This is a genomic window from Comamonas brasiliensis (assembly GCF_018292285.1).
Lineage (GTDB): Bacteria > Pseudomonadota > Gammaproteobacteria > Burkholderiales > Burkholderiaceae_C > Comamonas > Comamonas brasiliensis.
In genome coordinates this window covers 885,780-904,171 of sequence record NZ_JAANES010000001.1, presented here as the reverse complement: position 1 = coordinate 904,171, position 18,392 = coordinate 885,780, and the positions used below count along the sequence as shown (strand labels likewise).

At 60.6% G+C, this 18,392-nt stretch carries 17 protein-coding genes; 10 read left to right on the top strand and 7 right to left on the bottom strand.

Going from position 1 to position 18,392, the window contains the following annotated elements; translation table 11 throughout:
• The first annotated feature begins 9 nt into the window (after window positions 1-9).
• Window positions 10-1,497, top strand: coding sequence for an MBL fold metallo-hydrolase (locus DJFAAGMI_RS04085; protein WP_249333776.1), 1,488 nt, complete (start codon window positions 10-12; stop codon window positions 1,495-1,497).
• On the opposite strand, the gene DJFAAGMI_RS04080 is transcribed toward DJFAAGMI_RS04085, so the two are convergent.
• On the bottom strand, window positions 1,498-2,403 hold the full coding sequence (locus DJFAAGMI_RS04080; protein ID WP_211456041.1) for an MBL fold metallo-hydrolase: 906 nt from the start codon (window positions 2,401-2,403) through the stop codon (window positions 1,498-1,500).
• 94 nt (window positions 2,404-2,497) lie between these two features.
• On the opposite strand from DJFAAGMI_RS04080, the gene DJFAAGMI_RS04075 reads away from it, so the two are divergent.
• Genes DJFAAGMI_RS04075 through DJFAAGMI_RS04065 form a run of 3 tightly spaced genes read left to right on the top strand, consistent with a single transcriptional unit; the run spans window position 2,498 to window position 3,721 of the window.
• The gene (locus tag DJFAAGMI_RS04075) at window positions 2,498-2,842 is read left to right on the top strand and encodes an ArsR/SmtB family transcription factor (protein ID WP_211456040.1); all 345 of its coding nucleotides are present in this window, start codon (window positions 2,498-2,500) and stop codon (window positions 2,840-2,842) included.
• Window positions 2,839-3,282: a YeeE/YedE family protein gene (locus DJFAAGMI_RS04070; protein WP_211456039.1), complete on the top strand. Its 444-nt coding sequence runs from the start codon at window positions 2,839-2,841 to the stop codon at window positions 3,280-3,282. The genes DJFAAGMI_RS04075 and DJFAAGMI_RS04070 overlap by 4 nt, the downstream gene beginning before the upstream one ends.
• Window positions 3,283-3,301: 19 nt before the next feature.
• The gene (locus DJFAAGMI_RS04065) at window positions 3,302-3,721 is read left to right on the top strand and encodes a YeeE/YedE family protein (RefSeq protein ID WP_211456038.1); all 420 of its coding nucleotides are present in this window, start codon (window positions 3,302-3,304) and stop codon (window positions 3,719-3,721) included.
• 130 nt (window positions 3,722-3,851) lie between these two features.
• Here the strand turns inward: DJFAAGMI_RS04065 and DJFAAGMI_RS04060 are convergent, their stop codons facing one another.
• Complete coding sequence (locus tag DJFAAGMI_RS04060) at window positions 3,852-4,772, bottom strand: LysR family transcriptional regulator (protein ID WP_211456037.1); 921 nt, start codon at window positions 4,770-4,772, stop codon at window positions 3,852-3,854.
• 175 nt (window positions 4,773-4,947) lie between these two features.
• Here DJFAAGMI_RS04060 and DJFAAGMI_RS04055 point away from each other — a divergent pair, with 175 nt between their 5' ends.
• Together DJFAAGMI_RS04055 and DJFAAGMI_RS04050 are read left to right on the top strand one after the other, a co-directional pair.
• On the top strand, window positions 4,948-5,619 hold the full coding sequence (locus tag DJFAAGMI_RS04055) for an orotate phosphoribosyltransferase (RefSeq protein WP_043004235.1): 672 nt from the start codon (window positions 4,948-4,950) through the stop codon (window positions 5,617-5,619).
• Window positions 5,616-6,869, top strand: coding sequence for a hydantoinase/carbamoylase family amidase (locus DJFAAGMI_RS04050; RefSeq protein WP_211456036.1), 1,254 nt, complete (start codon window positions 5,616-5,618; stop codon window positions 6,867-6,869). The genes DJFAAGMI_RS04055 and DJFAAGMI_RS04050 overlap by 4 nt, the downstream gene beginning before the upstream one ends.
• Window positions 6,870-7,029: 160 nt before the next feature.
• Here the strand turns inward: DJFAAGMI_RS04050 and DJFAAGMI_RS04045 are convergent, their stop codons facing one another.
• Window positions 7,030-8,655: an FAD-dependent monooxygenase gene (locus DJFAAGMI_RS04045; protein ID WP_211456722.1), complete on the bottom strand. Its 1,626-nt coding sequence runs from the start codon at window positions 8,653-8,655 to the stop codon at window positions 7,030-7,032.
• A gap of 29 nt (window positions 8,656-8,684) precedes the next feature.
• Complete coding sequence (locus DJFAAGMI_RS04040) at window positions 8,685-9,683, bottom strand: tripartite tricarboxylate transporter substrate binding protein (RefSeq protein ID WP_211456035.1); 999 nt, start codon at window positions 9,681-9,683, stop codon at window positions 8,685-8,687.
• 68 nt (window positions 9,684-9,751) lie between these two features.
• Between DJFAAGMI_RS04040 and DJFAAGMI_RS04035 the strand changes: the two genes are divergently transcribed.
• The 4 genes from DJFAAGMI_RS04035 (at window position 9,752) to DJFAAGMI_RS04020 (ending at window position 15,006) form a co-directional block, all read left to right on the top strand.
• Window positions 9,752-10,681: a LysR family transcriptional regulator gene (locus DJFAAGMI_RS04035; protein WP_419095587.1), complete on the top strand. Its 930-nt coding sequence runs from the start codon at window positions 9,752-9,754 to the stop codon at window positions 10,679-10,681.
• Window positions 10,682-10,881: 200 nt separating this feature from the next.
• Entirely contained in the window at window positions 10,882-11,361 is a 480-nt protein-coding gene (locus DJFAAGMI_RS04030) for a sigma-70 family RNA polymerase sigma factor (protein WP_211456721.1), read from the top strand.
• A gap of 1 nt (window position 11,362) precedes the next feature.
• On the top strand, window positions 11,363-12,316 hold the full coding sequence (locus DJFAAGMI_RS04025) for a FecR domain-containing protein (protein WP_211456033.1): 954 nt from the start codon (window positions 11,363-11,365) through the stop codon (window positions 12,314-12,316).
• Between the two features lie 140 nt (window positions 12,317-12,456).
• Window positions 12,457-15,006, top strand: coding sequence for a TonB-dependent receptor (locus DJFAAGMI_RS04020; RefSeq protein ID WP_211456032.1), 2,550 nt, complete (start codon window positions 12,457-12,459; stop codon window positions 15,004-15,006).
• Window positions 15,007-15,248: 242 nt separating this feature from the next.
• Here DJFAAGMI_RS04020 and DJFAAGMI_RS04015 read toward each other — a convergent pair whose 3' ends face one another.
• From DJFAAGMI_RS04015 to DJFAAGMI_RS04005, 3 genes are read right to left on the bottom strand one after another with little or no spacing between them, the layout of a single operon-like run.
• Window positions 15,249-16,022, bottom strand: a complete 774-nt coding sequence (locus tag DJFAAGMI_RS04015; RefSeq protein ID WP_211456031.1) for an enoyl-CoA hydratase — start codon at window positions 16,020-16,022, stop codon at window positions 15,249-15,251.
• A 10-nt stretch (window positions 16,023-16,032) separates the two neighbouring features.
• The gene (locus tag DJFAAGMI_RS04010; RefSeq protein ID WP_211456030.1) at window positions 16,033-17,010 is read right to left on the bottom strand and encodes a Bug family tripartite tricarboxylate transporter substrate binding protein; all 978 of its coding nucleotides are present in this window, start codon (window positions 17,008-17,010) and stop codon (window positions 16,033-16,035) included.
• A 53-nt stretch (window positions 17,011-17,063) separates the two neighbouring features.
• Window positions 17,064-18,269: a CaiB/BaiF CoA transferase family protein gene (locus DJFAAGMI_RS04005; protein ID WP_249333999.1), complete on the bottom strand. Its 1,206-nt coding sequence runs from the start codon at window positions 18,267-18,269 to the stop codon at window positions 17,064-17,066.
• Window positions 18,270-18,392: the final 123 nt, after the last annotated feature.

Below are 18,392 nucleotides of genomic sequence, written 5' to 3'. Positions count from 1 at the left end.
ATGACAAACATGAAAAAAATATCTCGTCTCTACCGATACGCCTTTGTCACAGCCCTGGCACTGGGCCAGCTCGGTACGGGAACGGCCAACGCCCACGATCAGGATGACCGCGGCGGCTCGGGAGCGAAAAGCCCCGCCGTGCTTGCTGCCCGCGCCCAGGTGTTCAAGGCCAATCCGCAGATGGTCAAATCCATCATGGAAGGCGGTGGCTTTGGCACCGAGCTGTCGTATGCCGTGGCCAACAGCATGTACAGCCGAACCGACCAGAACGCCATTGCAGAGGCCCGAGCCCGGCTCAAGGTCGAGGCCGTGGCTCCGCGTACCTGGCTGTTGCGCTTTCCCATCGTCAATGTGGTGGTCTTCGAGACCGACGAAGGCCTGGTCTTGGTCGATAGCGGCTACGCCCCCGCAGGCCCGGCCTTGGCCGAGACGCTGAAGCAGCTCAGCAACAAGCCGCTGCACACCGTCATCCTGACCCACTTTCATGCCGACCATGCCTTTGGCGCCTGGGCATTGATGGACCAGAAGCCGCGTGTGGTGACCGAGCAGCGCTTCATCGCCCAGATGGAACTGGACATGCGCAGCAACGGTCTGATCGCGCGCAACAACCAGCAAAGCCTGGCCGACGTGCCGAGCACCTGGGCCGATGCAGTGCGCCCCACACAGACCTTCCAGGACAAGACCACGCTCAAAATTGGCGGCGAAGACTTTGTGCTGACCCATGCGCGCGGCGAGACCGAAGACCAGATCTGGGTTGCCGTGCCGGGCCGCAAGATCGTGGCCAGCGCGGATTACTTCCAGGGTTTTCTGCCCAATGCCGGCAACGGCAAGCGCCGCCAGCGCTACCCTGAGGAGTGGGCTCAGGCCCTGCGCGACATGGCTGCGCTCAAACCCCAGCTGCTGCTGCCGGCCCATGGCCCGGCCATCACCAAACCCGAAGAAATCCAGGACCGCCTGCCGGCGCAGGCCCAGATGCTGGATAGCATCTCCAGGCAAGTGGTGGCTGGCCTCAACAGCGGAGTACGTCGCGATCAGGTCATTGAAAAAGTGGCGCTACCGCCGGAGCTGGCCCGGCGAAGCGATGCACGCGAGCTCTATGTCTCGGCCAGGGACATTGGCCGCATGGTGGTCAGCGAGTACAGCGGCTGGTGGGACGATATTCCATCGCACTGGCGCCCGGCGCCTCTGGCCCATGAAGCCAGGGAGCTGGTGCGACTGGCCGGCGGTGCCAGGCAGGTGATTCGGCGGGCCACTGCACTGGCCGACCACGACCCGGAGCTGGCCTCTCATCTGGCCGACTGGGCCTGGTATGCGGACAGCAATGACCCCGAGGTGGCCCAAGGGGCGCTGAACGTCTATGCCCGCCGTGTCGCCAAGCCTCTGCCCACACAGGAAGTGCTGGTCTATGCCGAGCACATGGTGCGCCTGCAGCTCAGGCTCAATGAACTGGCCGGCCAACGCACAGCCGATGCAGCTCGGCCCGGTCCAGCGCAGTAATCACTGCGACAGGCCCTGAGGCAGTTGCCCGTTCGCAGCAAAGGCATTGATGGGCAACTGGATATAGGTGCGGCCATCATCCTCTGCGGGCGGCAACTTGCCCGCCCGCACATTGACCTGCACCGAGGGAAGAATCAACGTGGGCATCTCCAACGTGGCGTCGCGTGCCGTGCGCATCTGCACGAACTCCGCCTCGCTGACGCCGTCATGCACATGGATATTGCCGCTGCGCTGGGCCAGCACCGTGGTCTGCCATTGCGGCTTGCGGCCTGCCGGAGGGTAGTCGTGACAGACAAAGAGGCGGGTCTGCTCGGGCAAGGCCAGAATGTGCCGGATCGAACGATAGAGTGTCGCCGCATCGCCGCCGGGAAAGTCGGCACGTGCCGTGCCCACGTCGGGCATGAACAGGGTATCGCCCACAAACACGGCATCTTCCACCAGATAAGCCATATCGGCCGGGGTGTGGCCGGGCACATGCATGGCCAGCAGCTCCAGCTGACCCAACGGCAGACGCTCGCCATGCTGCACCAGATGGTCGAACTGGCTGCCGTCGGGCAGAAAGCTGCGCTCGAAGTGATAGATCTTGCGAAACACGGCCTGTACATCGCAGATATGGGCACCGATCGCCACCTTGCCGCCCAGGTGGTGACGTATATGCTGGGCCGCCGACAGATGGTCCGCATGAGCATGGGTTTCCAGTATCCACTGCAGCTGCCAGCCTTTGCCACGCACATAGTCGATCAGTGCGTCCGCTGAACGGCTGCTCAGGGTGCCCGACTTCGGTTCGAAATCCAGCACCGGGTCAATCACGGCAGCTTGAGCGTTGACCGTGTCGGCCAGGACATAGCTCAGGGTGCCGGTAGCGGTATCAAAAAACGGCTCGATATGCATCACGCTGGCTGACATGGCAACTCCTTGAACGGCACAACTGACATTCTGGAACTCGGCAATCAATATACTTTTTTATATAATATATGAAAATATTTTGACGAAAGAAGCCATGTCCTCATCAAGCTTTGACGAAGCACAAGCCGCGCTGGATCTGCAGGCCATGCGCGCCCATGCGGGCGAGGCCGTGGCCATGCTCAAGCTGCTCGGCAACGAAGACCGGCTGCTGCTGCTGTGCCAGCTCGCCCAGCAGGAGCGCACAGTCAGTGAATTGGAGCAGTTGACCGGCGTGTCCCAGCCCACCTTGTCCCAGCAACTGGGCATTCTGCGCCGCGAGGGCCTGGTCAGCACGCGCCGCGAAGGCAAATTCATCTGGTATCAGTTGGCCGATGCCCGCGCCCTGCAACTGATGCAAGCCCTGTACCAACTGTTTTGCCTACCGGGAGAGAGCGCATGAATATCTTCTGGAGCGAGTTCACGCCCTGGGCATCGCTGGCCGGCGGCCTGCTGATCGGCCTTTCTGCCGCCCTGCTCATTGCCTTGCTGGGCCGGGTAGCCGGCATCAGCGGCATCGCCGCAGCCTTGCTGCAGTTGCCGACCTGGTCGTCCGTCAAGCAGTGGGGCTGGCGCCTGGCCTTCATCCTGGGCATGGTCGCCGCTCCGCTGCTCTGGTCGCTGTTTGCCCCGCTACCAGCCATGGAGTTGCCATCCAACCCGACGATCATCATCGCCGCCGGACTGCTGGTGGGATTTGGCACGCGCATGGGCTCGGGCTGTACCAGCGGTCACGGGGTGTGCGGGCTATCGCGCCTGTCACTGCGCTCGCTGGCCGCCACGCTGTGCTTTATCGCCACGGGCGCCATCACCGTGTTCGTGATGCGCCATGTCATCGCTTGAGTCGCCACAAAGGAACATCATGATCCCCAGTATTGCAGCCCTGCTTTGCGGGCTTGTGTTCGGTCTGGGCCTGATTCTTTCGGGCATGGGCAACCCGGCCAAGGTACAGAACTTCCTCGATTTTTTCGGTCGCTGGGATCCTTCTCTGGGCTTCGTCATGGGCGGCGCCATCGCGGTCGGCCTGATTGCCTTCACCTGGGCCAAGCGCCGCAGAACAGCCTTGCTGGGCGAACCCATGCTGCTGCCCGCCAGCACCGTCATTGATCGCAAGCTGCTGACAGGCTCTGCCCTGTTCGGCATAGGCTGGGGACTGGCGGGCTTTTGCCCCGGCCCCGCGCTGATGAATCTGGCGACGCTCACACCACAGGTATGGCTGTTTGTCGCCGCCATGCTGGTCGGCATGTGGGCACATCAGCTGTGGGCGGCACAGAAAAGCTGAGACTTGGCGGCCAACCGCTCGGGAGCCATCCGCCTGCCGAGATGCCCGGGTCGTGCCAGCAGCCCGCACCGCTTTCTCATCGCATCGAGGGCAAGCAGCGCCCGCTTTGCTTCATGCCATCCGCTCTGCCTCAGTCCTTGGGCATCAGAGCCTGGGCAAAATGCCTAGCCGGCGCAGGCAGGTCGGCAAAGCTGTTGGCATACAGCTTGAGGCTGCGCTCCGCCCAGGCATCGGTCAGCGGCACGGCATGCAGAGCGCGTGCCTCGCCCAGCCGCTGGTAGGCGCCTTCGGGCATGACGCCCACACCCAGTCCGCATTCAATCATGCGGCACATGGCACTCAGGCTGTCGACCTCGATGCGCTGTCGCAGCATGCGTCTGCCAGCGCGGGCTTGCCGATTGAGCATCTCCTGAACGATGCTGCTGTCGCGCAAGCCGATCTGGGCATAGTCCAGCGCTTCTTCATAGGCCAGTTCCTGATGCCGGGCCAGAGCGTGATCACTGGGCATGATCAGCACCATGCGCTCGCGCCGATACGGCATGGACTCCAGCCCCTCGACTTCATCGCTGGGGCTGCAGACGCCAAGATCAGCCATGTGATCGCGCACGGCACGTGCCACCGAGCGGCTGGTCGCCTGGCGCAGATCGATGCGGATGTCAGGATGATGTTTCACGAAGATCGCAATATCCTCGGGCAGAAACTGCTCCACGGCGGAGGCATTGGCACTGAGGCGCACCAGCCCGCGGATGCCGCGCGCATATTCACCCAGGTCGTCGCGTAAATGCTCGACCCCCAGCAGAATCGTGCGCGCATGCGCCAGCAGCAACTCTCCGGCAGGAGTCGGACGCACTCCACGGGCATGGCGCAACAGCAAGGGCGTGCGCGCCAGGGATTCCAGTTCAGCAACACGCTTGCTCACGGCCGACGCGACCATGCCGCCCTGTTCGGCCGCACGTGCAATGCTGCCGCATTCGCAGATCAGCACAAACAGATCCAGCGATGAAAGGTCGATCTGGCGCAGAAAGCTGCGCGGCGAAGTGAAGTCGGACATGGTCAATGGCCGGCGGGCACTTGAAGGCGCAGCCGGGGATTTCGGCAAAAGGTGCCCGGTCACGCCCAGGCACAAAGCACGAGCCATCTCGTTTTGGAACGGCTCGAGGAATTTTAGCCACTTCTTGCTGCAGGCCTGGCTACTTAACATGCCCGCTTTGCAAACACACACTCACATGCTTCTTTCCGCTTCCGACGCGCCACGCGTTGCCCAGGCCCTGGTCGGCCTCGGCGCTGTACGCATTGCTTCGCATCAACCGTTTATCTATACCTCGGGCTGGGCCAGCCCGGTCTATGTGGATGCGCAAGTCCTGATGTCCGATGTCGCACTGCGCGGCGAAATCATGGACATCGCAGCCCGCTGCATGCGTCCTCTGATTGCTGCTCGCGGCATCAATGCAATCGTGGGAACCGAAAGCTCGGGCATTGCTTTTGCCGCATGGCTGGCCGAGCGCCTGGAGCTGCCCATGCTGTATCTGCGCAAACGCCCCGTCGGCTGGGACATCACGGCCCAGCTCGAAGGTCGACTGCCCGACAACGCCAAGGTCCTGCTGGTGGATGACGTCACCACCGACGGCCGCTCCAAGGCCGGCACGGTTGCCGCCTTGCGCCGCGCCGGCCCCGTGGTAGAGGATGTGCTGGTTCTGCTCGACTATGCGCTCTATGCCCCCCAGGCCGGCACGCTGGCCGATCACGCCTTGTCCCTGCACGCCCTGGCAACCTGGAATCAGCTGCACGAAGCACTGCTGGCGAGCGGACAGCTCAGTGCGGAGCAAAAAGCCACTTTGGCGGACTTCTCGGCCTCGCCTGTGGACTGGTCCATCCGCCACGGAGGTAGCGGAGCATGATGGCCTGCAACACCCTGACGGATACCAGCGCACTGGCGCAAGCCTTGCTCTCGGAAATTCGCGAAGCCACCCGTGACGGCCTTGGCGTCACCCGCGAAAGCTATGGCGAAGGCGAGAATGCCGCGCTGCGCATACTTGAGGATCGGGCCGAAGATCTTGGCCTGAGCCATGAATGGGATCGGGCCGGCAATCTGTGGCTGAGCCTGCCTGAAGAGAACCGTACCGAGCCCTTTGTCGTGGTTGGCTCGCATGCCGACTCCGTGCCGCAGGGCGGCAACTTCGACGGGCTCGCTGGCATTGTCGCCGGCATGCTGATGCTGCTGCAGCTGCGCGGCCGCCACGAACAGGCACCGCCGCTGCGCGTGCTGGCCCTGCGTGGCGAGGAAAGCGCCTGGTACGGCAAGGCCTATCTGGGCTCTCTGTCCCTGCTGGGCAAGCTACCTGCCGCCACATTGAAGCGGCCTCACCGCGATGGCGTCGGCATCCTGAGCGAAGCCATGTCGCGCTGCGGAGCCGATGTCGATGCCATTGAGCGCGCCGAGCCGCTGCTCGATCTCGCTAATGTCTCAGCCTATCTGGAACTGCATATCGAGCAGGGTCCGGTCATGGTCAATCGCGGCTGGCCGGTGGCCCTGGTCACCGGTATCCGCGGCAATGTCCGCCACAACCTGATCCGCTGCATCGGTGAAACTGGCCACTCGGGCGCCGTGCCGCGCTGGTTGCGCAAGGACGCATTGCTGGCTGTTGCCGAGCTGCTGTCGCGCATGGACGAACACTGGCGCGTGCTGCTGCAGATGGGCATGGACATGGTGATGACCACGGGCATCTGCTCCACCTCGGCACAATCGCATGCTGTTTCCGTCATTCCCGGCGAAGTGGCATTCAGCTTTGAGGTGCGCAGCCAGGACACCCAGACCCTGGAGCGCTTCTACACCCTGATGCGCGAAGAGTGCCAGGTCATAGAGCGCGCCCGCGGCGTACGTTTCGAGTTCGACGAGCGCCTGTTCACGGAACCGGCCACCATGGATGCCGATTGGCTGAACCGTCTGGAAGCAGCGGGGCAAGACATCAAACTGGAGCGCATGGCAAGCGGCGCCGGCCATGATGCGGCAGTGTTTGCCAATGCCGGCGTGCCCTCTGCCATGGTCTTCATCCGCAACGAGAATGGCTCTCACAATCCGCATGAGGCCATGGACATAGACGATTTCCTGGCGGGAGTCGATCTGCTGACCCGCGCGCTGATTGCCTGAACCCTGCCCGCTCTAGACGGGCACATCCAGGCGCCTTGCAGGCCGGCAGCCATTTTTGCACTGCCGCCTGCCGCCGGAACGCCAGTCTTGGCAGCCTGGCGGCTCCTCGCCCAAGCCCGAGAGCGACTCAGGCGAAGGGCATCGAGCGACCCTCGATCTTTCAGGCCACAACCTGGAGCAGATTTTCCACATCCTCGTTCGACAGGAATTTCTCGCTATTCGTCCAGGCCACAAATGCATCCGGACGAATCAGTATCAGGTCAGATTCATAGCGTGCAAACTCATCCGTTTTAGTGGTTTCGACAATGGTCAGGGGCAGCTGCTTGATGTCGGCCATATAACGAAACGTCTCAAGCGTTTGCGCGGGCGTATCGGCTGCCAGCAGCGTGTAGCCCTGCCCCAGATGCTCGAATATATTCCGACCATCGCCGAGCGCGGCCGGAGCCAGGTGGTGACCGGCACGTGCGGTGAATATATGTGAGCCCTTGGCGCTGCAATTGCCGACGGCCGACGTCTGAGCGCTGCGCACAATGGGAGAGCCCTCATAGTTGGGCTCGAAAGCATGCACCTCGCCTGCAGCCCCACTGGCCCTCTGACTCCAGGCGGTTTCAAAGGCGCTCCTGTCCTTTTCCGGATCAAAGCTGTCCAGAAACTGGTGATCGGTCTCTATGGACTTGGCAATAAAGTCGTCAATGGTGGATCTGAATACCGGGCGGCGTTCCTGGTCATAGGAGTCCAGCAATGTTTCGCTGCCCCAGCCTTTCAGCACGGCTGCCAGCTTCCACCCGAGATTGCGTGCATCTTCCAGGCCCGAGTTCACGCCATAGCCGCCATAGGGAGGATGGCTGTGCGCGGCATCGCCGGCGATGAAGACCCGGCCTGAGCGATAGCTGTCGGCAAGCATGAAGCGCAGATCCCAGAAGCCTATATGCTCGAACTCGACATCGAAAGGCGCTCCGACAGCATCCTCCAGATAGGCCTGGAAGTCGAAGTTGTCTGCCGTGGTTCCCGGTGGCACTGGCGCATGGAAGAACCAGGTATTGCCCAGATCGACGCGACCGAAGAATTTCCAGTAGCCCTTGAGTTCAGGCTGAAGCACGTTGTAGTAAGACTTGCCGGGAAAGCGCTCGAGCAACTTGTGCAGTCCCTGTGAGCGGAACACGAGCAGTACCATGAGGCGGTCATGGTCGGTCTTGGTCTGGGTGATGCCTGCTTGCTGGCGCACGCCCGATCGGGCTCCATCACAGCCGACGACATAGCTTGCACGCAGCATCTTGCGATCCGATCCGTTCTTTTCGGATACCGTGACGCTGACGCCTCCGTCGTCCTGCTCCAAGGTATCGAAGTTCCAGCCGTAAAAGGTCTCAACAGAGGGCAGCTCGGCGGCTCTATCTCGCAGAACCGCTTCCGTGGCGTACTGAGGCAGGCGCTCGTTCGCCGTGAAATAGTATGGCTTGACGAGATCGCGCTGGAGCCAGTCGTAAGAATAAGACCCCAGCAATGTGTTGTAGGCCGTCAGGCCTCCTATGCCGTATTCGGGCGGAATGGTACGAGCTGCGCGAAGCTGCTTTTCCGCACCCCAGGCGTGGAAATGCTCCATGGTGCGCTGGGTCAGGTTCTGCCCCTTGGGAATCGGTTGCGGCTTGGCGTAGCGCTCCACGACGATACAGCGAATGCCGCGCTGACCCAGCTCTATCGCCAGCCCCATGCCCACGGGTCCGCCGCCCACGATGATTACATCCGCATCCTTGCCTGGCGCTGGTGTCTGATTGACTTGCATATTTATATTCATTTGATCTTCTTGTTATGGCTGGCTTATTCGGCAGTAATGCCCTGGGTCTTGATGAGATTGCCCCAGCGCCTGGCATCGGCTTCGATCAAGGCCTGGAAGGCTTGGGGAGTGCTGTGCTGGGGCGTCATGCCCTGGGACTCAAATGCTTTGGCAACTTCAGGCTGAGCAAGAATGTTCTTCAGGGCTTCGTTGATGCTGCGTACAAACTCGGGAGGCAGTCCCTTGGGGCCCAGCAAGCCATACCACATGTCCACATTCATATCGCCCAGGTTCAGACTCCTCAGCGAGGGCACCTGAGGCAGGAGCGGGGACGGCGTGTCTGAACTGATCGCAAGCGCACGGAGCTTGCCTGCCTTGATGTGCTGCAAAGCAACGTGGATAGGGAGAAACATCAGATCAATCTGCCCACCCAGCAAGTCCGTCAAGGCCGGGGCCGTGCCGCGATAGCTGACATGTGTGAGCGATATCCTGGCTTTGCTCTTGAGCAGCTCTGTTGCCAGGTGGTGAGGGGTTCCCGCACCGGGCGAGCCATAGTTCAGAACGCCAGGATTTTTCTGTGCATAGCCGATGAGTTCCTTCAGATCCGTGATCCGGGATTGAGAGCCCGTGACAAGCACCAATTGACCTACGCTGGTCTGGCTGATGGCGCTGAGATCGCGAACCGGGCTATATCCCATCTTGGGGTAGAGCTCGGTATTCATCACCAACGTATTCACGGTGACAAGCAAAGTCGTGCCGTCGGGAGTGGACCGGACTACCTCCAGGGTACCGATATTGCCCGAGGCCCCTGGCTTGTTGTCCACGATGAAGGGACGCTGAAAGCGCTCCGAGAGCTTGGGACCGATGACCCGGGCAATCAGATCGATGCCTGTGCCTGGCGTGAACGGCACAACCAGCCGCACGGGTGCCTGCGTATTCGCGAATGCCGAAAGCCCGGAGGAACCCGCAGCTGCTGCGACAGCCACGGTGAGTAGAGCCTTGCGGCGGCTGAGGGGCAAGCCTCCTGCTGAAGGTGTAAGCATGGTGTCTCCTTGTGTTTTGTGCTGCAATTGCACCGCGTCCATTGATTTGAATCAAACGGGAATTTTTGGTGAATTCATCAGTAAAGCTGATTAATGTCGGGAGTCGTCAACTGCAGGCGTTTCTCGAGATATGCAGGTGCGGCAGCTTTGCTGCGGCGGCAGAGCGCATCCATCTGTCTCCGTCGGGAGTCAGCATGCTGGTCAAGGAACTGGAGCGCCAGCTGGGGGTCAGGCTATTCGAGCGAACCACGCGCGCAGTGACATTGACCGACGCAGGCCGGCTGCTGCAGCCCTATGCCGAGAGGGTGGTGACGGAACTGCGGCAACTGGGTCTTGCCTTGCAAGGCAGCTCCTCGGCCTCACGGTCGACCCTGACGATTGCCGCGACGCCTGTGATCGCAACCTGCCTATTACCGAAGGTTGTTGCCGACTTTGCACGCAAGCATCCCGAAGTACGAATCCAGGTCATGGATGGCAGCCTCGATACCGTTCGGCAGGCCGTTCTGGAAGGACATGCCAATATGGGTATGGCCTTTTTTGTGAAACCTGCCGCAGGCCTGCTCAGAGAGTCGGTGTGCCGGTTCCGGCTCATGAGCATCAGCCCGGGAGAGAGGCGGCGCAGCAAGCAGATCCAGAGCCGCAGCTGGAAGTCTCTGGATGGCCTGCCCATGATCGCTCTGCCGATATCCAACCCGATTCAGGCCTTGATTGACAAGCACCTTCCCAGCGCCAAGGCCAGCCAGGATGAGCGGGCAGAAATGAATTTTCTGGGCACCATGATTGCCATGGTGAAAGCGGGTCTGGGCAACGCAGTCATACCCTCTTTCATGATGGAGGAATGCCAGCAGCACGGCTTGAACATTGCGATGCTGACCGAACCAGCCGTTCACCTCAACATGTACGTCGCGCTGAGGAGAGGCGCTGATCGACAGCTTGCCCAGACCCAGTTCCTAGAAGCCTTGAGAGCGCATATAGCCACGTCGGATGATCTGGCTTGACGCTACGCCTACTGCTTCATGCTCCGAGCCCCTCCGTCGCCACCGCTTGCCTGAACACTCCAACACCCACCTCTGCTGGCCTGGCAAGCTCTCAACAAATGAGAATAGGTATCATTTGTGTAGAATCAGCGGATTTCCAATCCCGAGAGATTCCTGTGTCATCCCCTGCCAACAGCATCGCCAGTGACGCACTTGGCAGCATGTACACACTGCACAACCGCTGGCTGACCGGCTGGCTGCAGCGCAAACTGGGCAATCGTCACGATGCAGCAGACATCGCTCAGGACACATTCACGCGCATCTGGGCGACTGCAAAATCGCAAACCATAGAGGACATCCGCGAGCCCAAAGCCTATCTGACCACCGTCGCCAGGCGCTTGATGATCAACCACCTGGAACGCAGGTCGCTTGAGCAGGCCTATCTGGCATCCCTGCATCTGCTGCCCGAAGAAACAGCACTGTCTGCCGAGGCTCGCGCCATCCTGCTAGAGACTCTGGAGGAGCTTGATCAGTTGCTCGGCGAGCTGCCGGCCAAAGTTCGCACGACATTTCTGCTTTCTCAGCTGGAGGGGCTCTCCTACGAAGAGATTGCATCGCATATGCAATTGAGTGTGCGCACGGTCACCCGCTATATGGCACAAGGCTTCCGGCAGTGCCTGCGTGTGATGCTGGATGCCTGAAATGCCTGCAACAGATACCCGCATACTGGATGAAGCAGCCCAATGGCTGGCTCGCCGACATGCCTCGGACTTCAGCGAAACGGAGAATGCCGAGCTTGCCCGCTGGCGCAAGCTAAGTGCGAGGCACGAGCAAATCTGGCAACGCATAGAGCAGTTGCAATTTCGCATGGACAGCGTCCCCCCGGCAGTTGGCATGGCCGTACTTGATCGTCCACGCTCAGCCGGAAATCGCCGGCATATGCTGCGCGCGACGGCACTTGCACTGGCGACTCCCATGCTGGGCTGGTTCTCATACCGCTATCTGCCATGGCAGATATGGCATGCTGACTTCAGGACAGCCACGGGCGAGACACGCGAGGTGACACTGGCCGACAACAGCCATGTACTGCTGAACACCGCCTCTGCCATCAGCGCACGGTTCGACAGCGAAGCACGTCGGCTTCATCACTACGCAGGTGAAATTCTGGTGGAGACCTCGCATACGAGCACCTACCAGGCCCTGCCGTTCATCGTCCAAACAAGCGATGGTGAACTAAAGGCGCTGGGCACCAGATTCACCGTGCGCAAGCATGCACAGAGCACGACGCTGTCCGTTCTGCAAGGAGCGGTTCAGGTGATGCCCAGCCACTCCACGCAGACTCTGGTCGTGCAAGCTGGCGAGCAAGTGACCTTCGATGCCCGCAATCCAGGCACCGTCACCCCGCTGCCATCCCATGCAGACGCCTGGACCAGAGGCGTCCTGCATGCGCACAGCATGCGTCTGGCCGACTTCCTGGCAGAGTTGCAACGCTACCGCCAGGGAGTCCTGCAATGCGACCCCAGCGTCGCCGAACTACGCGTCTCCGGCGTATTCCAGCTCCGCGACACGGACCGCATTCTGGAGCTGCTGACGCAGACCCTCCCCATACGCACCCAGGAGCGCACCGCTTACTGGGTGACGGTCACATCCTCCTGAGGCGGCTCTGCTGCGCCGTCCGGTATCGATGGGTTCCGGACAGTGGCGCAATTTTTTGTCGCATCGCTGTCCGGTTTTTCCAGCTCGCCTGTCAAGCACATCAAGACCCATTCATTGACAGCCAACGAGGACTGAAAACCATGCCTGCACTGCGCTCGCCGCACTCCCACACAAATTCACTTGCGGTGCCGCTGCATCCGGTCACCCTTGCCGTCAAAGGCGCTCTGGTCGCTGCCCTTGGCACCGCGACCCTGAGCCTGTACGCGCCTGCGACGTACGCAGCAGAGCCCATTGCCCGTCCCGCGCAACAGACCTATCAGATCTCCGCCGGCCCGCTCGGTCCCGCACTGATGGAGTTTGCCGCTCAGGCAGGCATCAACCTCAGCATGGACCCGGACCTGCTCAGGAATCAGCGCACCCCCGGTCTGTCGGGCCCCCACACCATCGATAGCGGCTTTGCGCGCTTGCTGGAAAGCTCGGGGCTGCATGTCCGCCGGCTGGGCGCCAGCAACTACGCACTGGAAGCCGCACCGGCTGCCAAGGCAACCACAGCGTCCACTGCACCTCAGAGCGACGCCTCCGCATCCACCGAAAAGTCTGGCACTCCGGAGCTTGCCGCCGTAACGGTGACGGCTCGTACCCAGAACAATCTCATGTCCCCGGCACGTCAGATCAGTCTGCTCGAAGGCGAAGAAGTTCAGCAACTTAGACAAGGCTCCGACAGCCTGGCCACCATGCTCAGCAAGGTGGTTCCGGGCATGGCCGACTCCAGCCACACCATCACGGACTATGGTCAGACACTGCGCGGGCGGAACATGCTGATTCTGGTCGACGGCGTTCCGCTCAACACCAACCGAGACTCCTCCCGAAACCTCGCCAACATCAATCCTGCCGACATCGAGCAGATCGAAGTGCTGCGCGGCAGCAGCGCCATCTATGGAAGTGGTGCCGCAGGCGGCATCGTCTCCGTACGCACCAAGCGCCCCTCCGGCGAGACCAAGGCAGAGACTGTCGTAACCGGATCGTCACCGCTGTTCAGGCCCAAGGCCGCAGGACTTGGGGCCGAAGTGCAGCATTACCTGTCTGGCGGCGGCGACGTCGTCGACTATTCGGTCAGCCTGGGCGCCAAACATGTGGGTGGCTCATTCGATGCCAAGGGAAGCCGCATCGCTCCGGAGCCTAGCCAGGGAGACTTGTTCGACTCCAACATCTACAACGCATCGGCCAAGATTGGCTTCAAGCTGGATGCAAATCAACGGCTGCAGTTCTCGGCGAGCCACTACAACGCCAGCCAGGACACCGACTATGCATCCGACCCGTCGGTGGCCCGCCTGCCTGCCGGCACGGCTGCCGCCAGGCCGATCAAAGGTCTGGTGCTTGCGGACCAGAACCAGATCAAGAACACCATGCTGGGACTTGACTACGAGAACCGCGACCTTGCAGGCAGCACCTTGGCGGCTCAGCTCTACTACCGGGATTTCTACACGCGCTTCGCGCCCTTCGACGCCCGAGCCGTCGCGGTTCGGGGTGCCAACGTCGATCAATCGATGCAGAACTCCAATGTCTTCGGTGGACGCCTGACCATCAAGACACCTCTAGGACAAAAGAAGAACAGCTTGCTGATCTGGGGTGCGGACTTCAACCAAGAGCGCACCGACATGCCGATCGATATCTTTGATCCCAAAGCCTATGACGCCAGCAAAGGACTGGTGTTCAACAAGATCGGCCGCCTGATCTATATGCCACCGGTCACCACGCGCAGCATTGGCGCCTTTGCCCAGCTGCAGCACAAATTCAGCGACAAGTGGTCCGTGGAAGGCGGCGCCCGCTACGACCGCGCCCAAGCCAGCTTCAGCGACTTCAGCCCTTTGTCGCAATCAAGGCTGCCGAGCCCCCAATCCGTGGCTGGCGGTACCGTGAAATATGGCTCATGGACCTATAACCTGGGCACGGTTTTCACGCCGACCAAGGGACATGAACTCTATGCCTCGTACAGCCAGGGTTTCGAGCTGCCGGATATCGGGGTCGTCGTGCGCAATGCCACGGCAGGCTTCAACATCGGCAACTCCAATCTGCAGGCCGTCAAAACCGACACCGTAGAGATCGGCTGGCGCGGGAAGTTCTCGAATGTCATCGCCAACCTGGGAGCCTTTCAATCGCAGTCCGATCTCGGCGCCGTGCAAAGCTTCAACAACGGCCTCACTCTCCTGCGAACCAAGGAAAAAATCCATGGACTCGAAGCCAGCCTGGACTATTTCAGCGACGATGACCGCTGGACCAGCGGCGGCAGTCTCACCTGGATGAAAGGACGCGAGCTGCCACAGGGCTCGGGCCTTTATCAAAGCATGACGGGCTACCGGATTCCGCCCCTCAAACTGACCGCATACGTGGAATATCGCCCCAGTGCCAGCTGGAGCCATCGAGTCCAGGCTACCTCCTATGCCTCCAGAGACTATCGCCTGGACGGCAAGACAAGCTTCGGCCGCTACGACACCAAGGGCTACACCACGGTGGACCTGATCAGCCAGTGGAAAATCGACCCGAAGAACCGTGTCTCACTGGGTGTGGAGAATTTGCTCAACCGCAACTACTTCCCGCTGTACAGCCAGCTGCTTCGAAGCAACAACAACACCAGCCGCCTTCCAGCGGCAGGCACCGTACTTCGAATCAGCTATGCGCATACCTGGTAGCCAGGCCACATGCAGCCCGAGCGGCTCGCAGCCACAGTGCTTAAGCTGAAGCCGCTACCACAAAGCCGGTATTAGCTTAGTCGACGACTTTCAGCCGATATTTCAGTCAGTCGGTCGGGGGAAGTCTGCGGTCAGCCTGAAGCAGCCAATCTGCACTTTTCCGGGCTGGCTGCTTCAGACCGCTGCTGGCAAGCCACAGCCTCTGCGAGTCGGGCGTGACTCAGCAGTTGAATGGCGAGGACCTACCGGGACTCCTGCTTTTCGGCCTTTCTTCGCAAGAAAGCATTCATATGCTGCTGTGGCTCGCCGGTCTGGAAAGCCGCGCCGAACTCGGCAATGCTGTCATCAACCGCTGCATCCAGTGCCATGCGCTCCCAGCGTCGCAACAGCTTTTTCTGCTGTCGCAACACCATGGGGCCGACTTCCGCCAGGCCGGCAGCAATCTCCTGAATGCGTTCATCGAGTCTGGCCTCAGGGACACATTCGTTGATCAGACCCCATTCCCGGGCCTGCGTCGCCGCGATGTTCTCTCCAGTCAGCAACAGCCAGGCGGCGCGTGTTGTGCCGATCTGGGACGGCATCATGGCGGCATGGATCACCGAAGGGATTCCGACCTTCACCTCGGGCATGCCAACAACGGCGTTATCGGCGGCAATGCGCAAATCGCCAGCCATCGCCAGCTCCAAGCCTCCGCCAAGAGTATGTCCCTCCAGGCGCACGATGACGGGCACCGGGAAGTGCCGCACGGCATTGCAGAGGTCGCGCAGACCGCTGATGAAGGCGCGCCCGGCACCTGCATTCAAGCTAGCCAGCTCCTTGATGTCGGCTCCCGCGACGAAGGCTCGCGAACCCGAGCCTCTCAGCACAAGACAATGCAGCTCTTTGTTTTCCGCCAGCTCGCTGAGCGCCTGGATCAGGCCTTGGATGACGGGCGTGCTCAATACGTTGAGAACACCGGCGTCTGTGATGGACAGCACTGCAGTGGTCGAGGTGAGATAGGTGACTTGGGTATACATGATTGTCCTGTCAGAGTTTCTTGAAGCCGATGTCCTTGATGAGCTTGGCCCATGCCTTGTTGGCCCGCTCTACCGTGTCGCGAAACTGCTGTGGTGACTGGTAATCGACCATCGCACCTTGCTGTTCTATCGTCTTGATCAGTTCAGGATTCTGTAACGCGGTCCTGGCTGCAACACTCAGCTTGTTCAACACCGCTGCATCCAGCCCGGCAGGTGCACCCAGCCCGTACCAGGACATATCGTTCATGGGCTTCAGTCCAACTTCAGCATAGGTAGGTACGTTAGGCAAATTAGCCAGACGCTTGGGACTGGAGACCGCCAGGGCGCGCAGCTGATTGCCTGCGATCAGGCCACCCGATGAGGGCATGTTGTCAAATACCACGTCAATCTGGCCGGCGATCAGATCGTTGAGTGCGGGGCCAAGGCCCTTGTATGGAACATGGGTGATCTGGGTCCTGGTGGTATGGCCGAACAAGGCCCCGCTCAGATGACTCAGCCCGCCATTGCCCGACGAGCCATAGTTCAGCCTGGCGGGCGACTTTCGGGCTTCATCAATCACGTTCTGAGCCGTCTTGTATGGCGACGAAACATTCACCACCATCACGCCCGGCACATTGGCGATATTGCTGATGGGCGTGAAGTCTTTCACCGCATCGTAGGCTGGCTTGGCGTAGACATTGGGATTCACTGCATGTGAGCTCTCCACCATCATGACCAATGTGTAGCCGTCGGCAGCCTGCTTCGAAGCGTACTGCGAACCTGTGCTTCCCCCGGCTCCGGGCTTGTTTTCCACGACGATGGATTGTCCGAGCGCCTCGCCAAGATAGCGTGCCATCACACGCCCGATGACATCGGTAGCTCCGCCCACGGCGTAGGGGACGACAAGCCGTATGGGACGATCCGGATAGGAAGTGGCGCCGGCAGCCTGAGCCATGGACATGGCGCCAAGACCAAGAGTCAAGGCGAGCAGAGATTTCAAAGGCTTCATTCACGTCTCCTGTTATACAAAAGCAAGATCAGATGCTTTGGTCAGCATCGGCATCATTCGTCCGCTGGAAGGCTGACGGGAAATGACTCAGTTGCAAATGGCTCAGTTGCAGATGCGGCTGCGGCCGGCCCCAGCGTGGGCGGCGGACAAATCTGCAATCCAGAGCCCGGCGGCAGCATGGGGTTGCGCACAAGTTGCAGCTTGCCCAGTTCGGGGTGCTCGACGGTCTGAAGCATCTGACGATGGATCACCTGCGGATGCAGGAAGACCTGCTCCAGACTGTTGATGTTTCCCCAGGAGATGCCATTGATATCGAGGGCAAGGCCCAGATCGGCAGCCTTCCAGTGCATCAATACAGCGCGCAACAGCGGCCTGAGTTGCGCCAGATTCGTCAGGCGTCCCGCATTTGTCGCAAATTCGGGCTGCAGGTGCCATTCACTCTTCATGAGCTTGCAAAAGGCCGAAAACTGAGTGTCGTTGCCTATTGCCAGGATGATGTGCCCATCGCTGCATTCAAAGACTTCATACGGAGCGAGATTGGGGTGCATATTGCCGATGCGCGCCGGCTTCTCACCGGAAACCAGAAAGTTGGCTCCCTGATTGGCATTCATCGCCACCGCCACATCCAGCAGTGCGATATCAAGGTGCTGACCCAGCCCGGAGCGTCCACGCTGCACCAAGGCCGCGAGCACCGCGCTGGTGGCATACATTCCCGTCATCAGATCCACCACGGCCACGCCGGTGCGCAAGGGGCCTGCCCCCTCTTCACCGTCGGCAATGCCTGTGTAGCTCATCAAGCCACCCATGCCCTGGAAGATGTAGTCATATCCGGGCTTTTGCGCAAAAGGGCCTGTCTGTCCGAACCCCGTGACTGACAGGTATACCAGTCTCGGGTTGATACGCGCCAAGCTGTCGTAGTCAAGACCATAGCGAGCCAGCGTTCCGACCTTGTAGTTTTCGACCACCACGTCGGCATCCTGAATCTGGCGCAGCAGCCAGGCAACTTCTGCCTCTCTCGTAAAGTCCAGCGTGACGGATTGCTTGCCTCGATTACAGGAGAGGAAATAGGCAGCTACCCGCTCACCGCTTTCCGAAGTCAGGAACGGGGGGCCCCAGCTTCGGGTATCGTCCCCTGTTTGAGGGCGTTCGATCTTGAGGACATTCGCGCCAAGATCAGCCAGATTCTGGGTGCACCATGGCCCAGCCAGAATTCTTGACAAGTCCACGACACGGACTCCATCCAGTGCATTCGCAAGCATCACATCTCCAAAATTTTTCTGTATTCTTGGAGCGGGCTTTCCCTGGGTCAATTGGCCATTTTTGCATTCGGAGTTCGCGGAATTTGGATGGTCTTCCGGACTGACGACACGCCTGAAATCGGC

Excerpts from the sequence above, each read along its gene's own strand:
- DJFAAGMI_RS04030 (WP_211456721.1), top strand. The coding sequence starts at position 10,882 with ATGTACACACTGCACAACCGCTGGCTGACCGGCTGGCTGCAGCGCAAA.
- DJFAAGMI_RS04050 (WP_211456036.1), top strand. The coding sequence starts at position 5,616 with ATGATGGCCTGCAACACCCTGACGGATACCAGCGCACTGGCGCAAGCC.
- DJFAAGMI_RS04075 (WP_211456040.1), top strand. The coding sequence starts at position 2,498 with ATGTCCTCATCAAGCTTTGACGAAGCACAAGCCGCGCTGGATCTGCAG.
- DJFAAGMI_RS04015 (WP_211456031.1), bottom strand. The coding sequence starts at position 16,022 with ATGTATACCCAAGTCACCTATCTCACCTCGACCACTGCAGTGCTGTCC.
- DJFAAGMI_RS04065 (WP_211456038.1), top strand. The coding sequence starts at position 3,302 with ATGATCCCCAGTATTGCAGCCCTGCTTTGCGGGCTTGTGTTCGGTCTG.
- DJFAAGMI_RS04025 (WP_211456033.1), top strand. The coding sequence starts at position 11,363 with ATGCCTGCAACAGATACCCGCATACTGGATGAAGCAGCCCAATGGCTG.
- DJFAAGMI_RS04080 (WP_211456041.1), bottom strand. The coding sequence starts at position 2,403 with ATGTCAGCCAGCGTGATGCATATCGAGCCGTTTTTTGATACCGCTACC.
- DJFAAGMI_RS04060 (WP_211456037.1), bottom strand. The coding sequence starts at position 4,772 with ATGTCCGACTTCACTTCGCCGCGCAGCTTTCTGCGCCAGATCGACCTT.
- DJFAAGMI_RS04040 (WP_211456035.1), bottom strand. The coding sequence starts at position 9,683 with ATGCTTACACCTTCAGCAGGAGGCTTGCCCCTCAGCCGCCGCAAGGCT.
- DJFAAGMI_RS04085 (WP_249333776.1), top strand. The coding sequence starts at position 10 with ATGAAAAAAATATCTCGTCTCTACCGATACGCCTTTGTCACAGCCCTG.
- DJFAAGMI_RS04005 (WP_249333999.1), bottom strand. The coding sequence starts at position 18,269 with ATGCTTGCGAATGCACTGGATGGAGTCCGTGTCGTGGACTTGTCAAGA.
- DJFAAGMI_RS04055 (WP_043004235.1), top strand. The coding sequence starts at position 4,948 with ATGCTTCTTTCCGCTTCCGACGCGCCACGCGTTGCCCAGGCCCTGGTC.
- DJFAAGMI_RS04010 (WP_211456030.1), bottom strand. The coding sequence starts at position 17,010 with ATGAAGCCTTTGAAATCTCTGCTCGCCTTGACTCTTGGTCTTGGCGCC.
- DJFAAGMI_RS04020 (WP_211456032.1), top strand. The coding sequence starts at position 12,457 with ATGCCTGCACTGCGCTCGCCGCACTCCCACACAAATTCACTTGCGGTG.
- DJFAAGMI_RS04070 (WP_211456039.1), top strand. The coding sequence starts at position 2,839 with ATGAATATCTTCTGGAGCGAGTTCACGCCCTGGGCATCGCTGGCCGGC.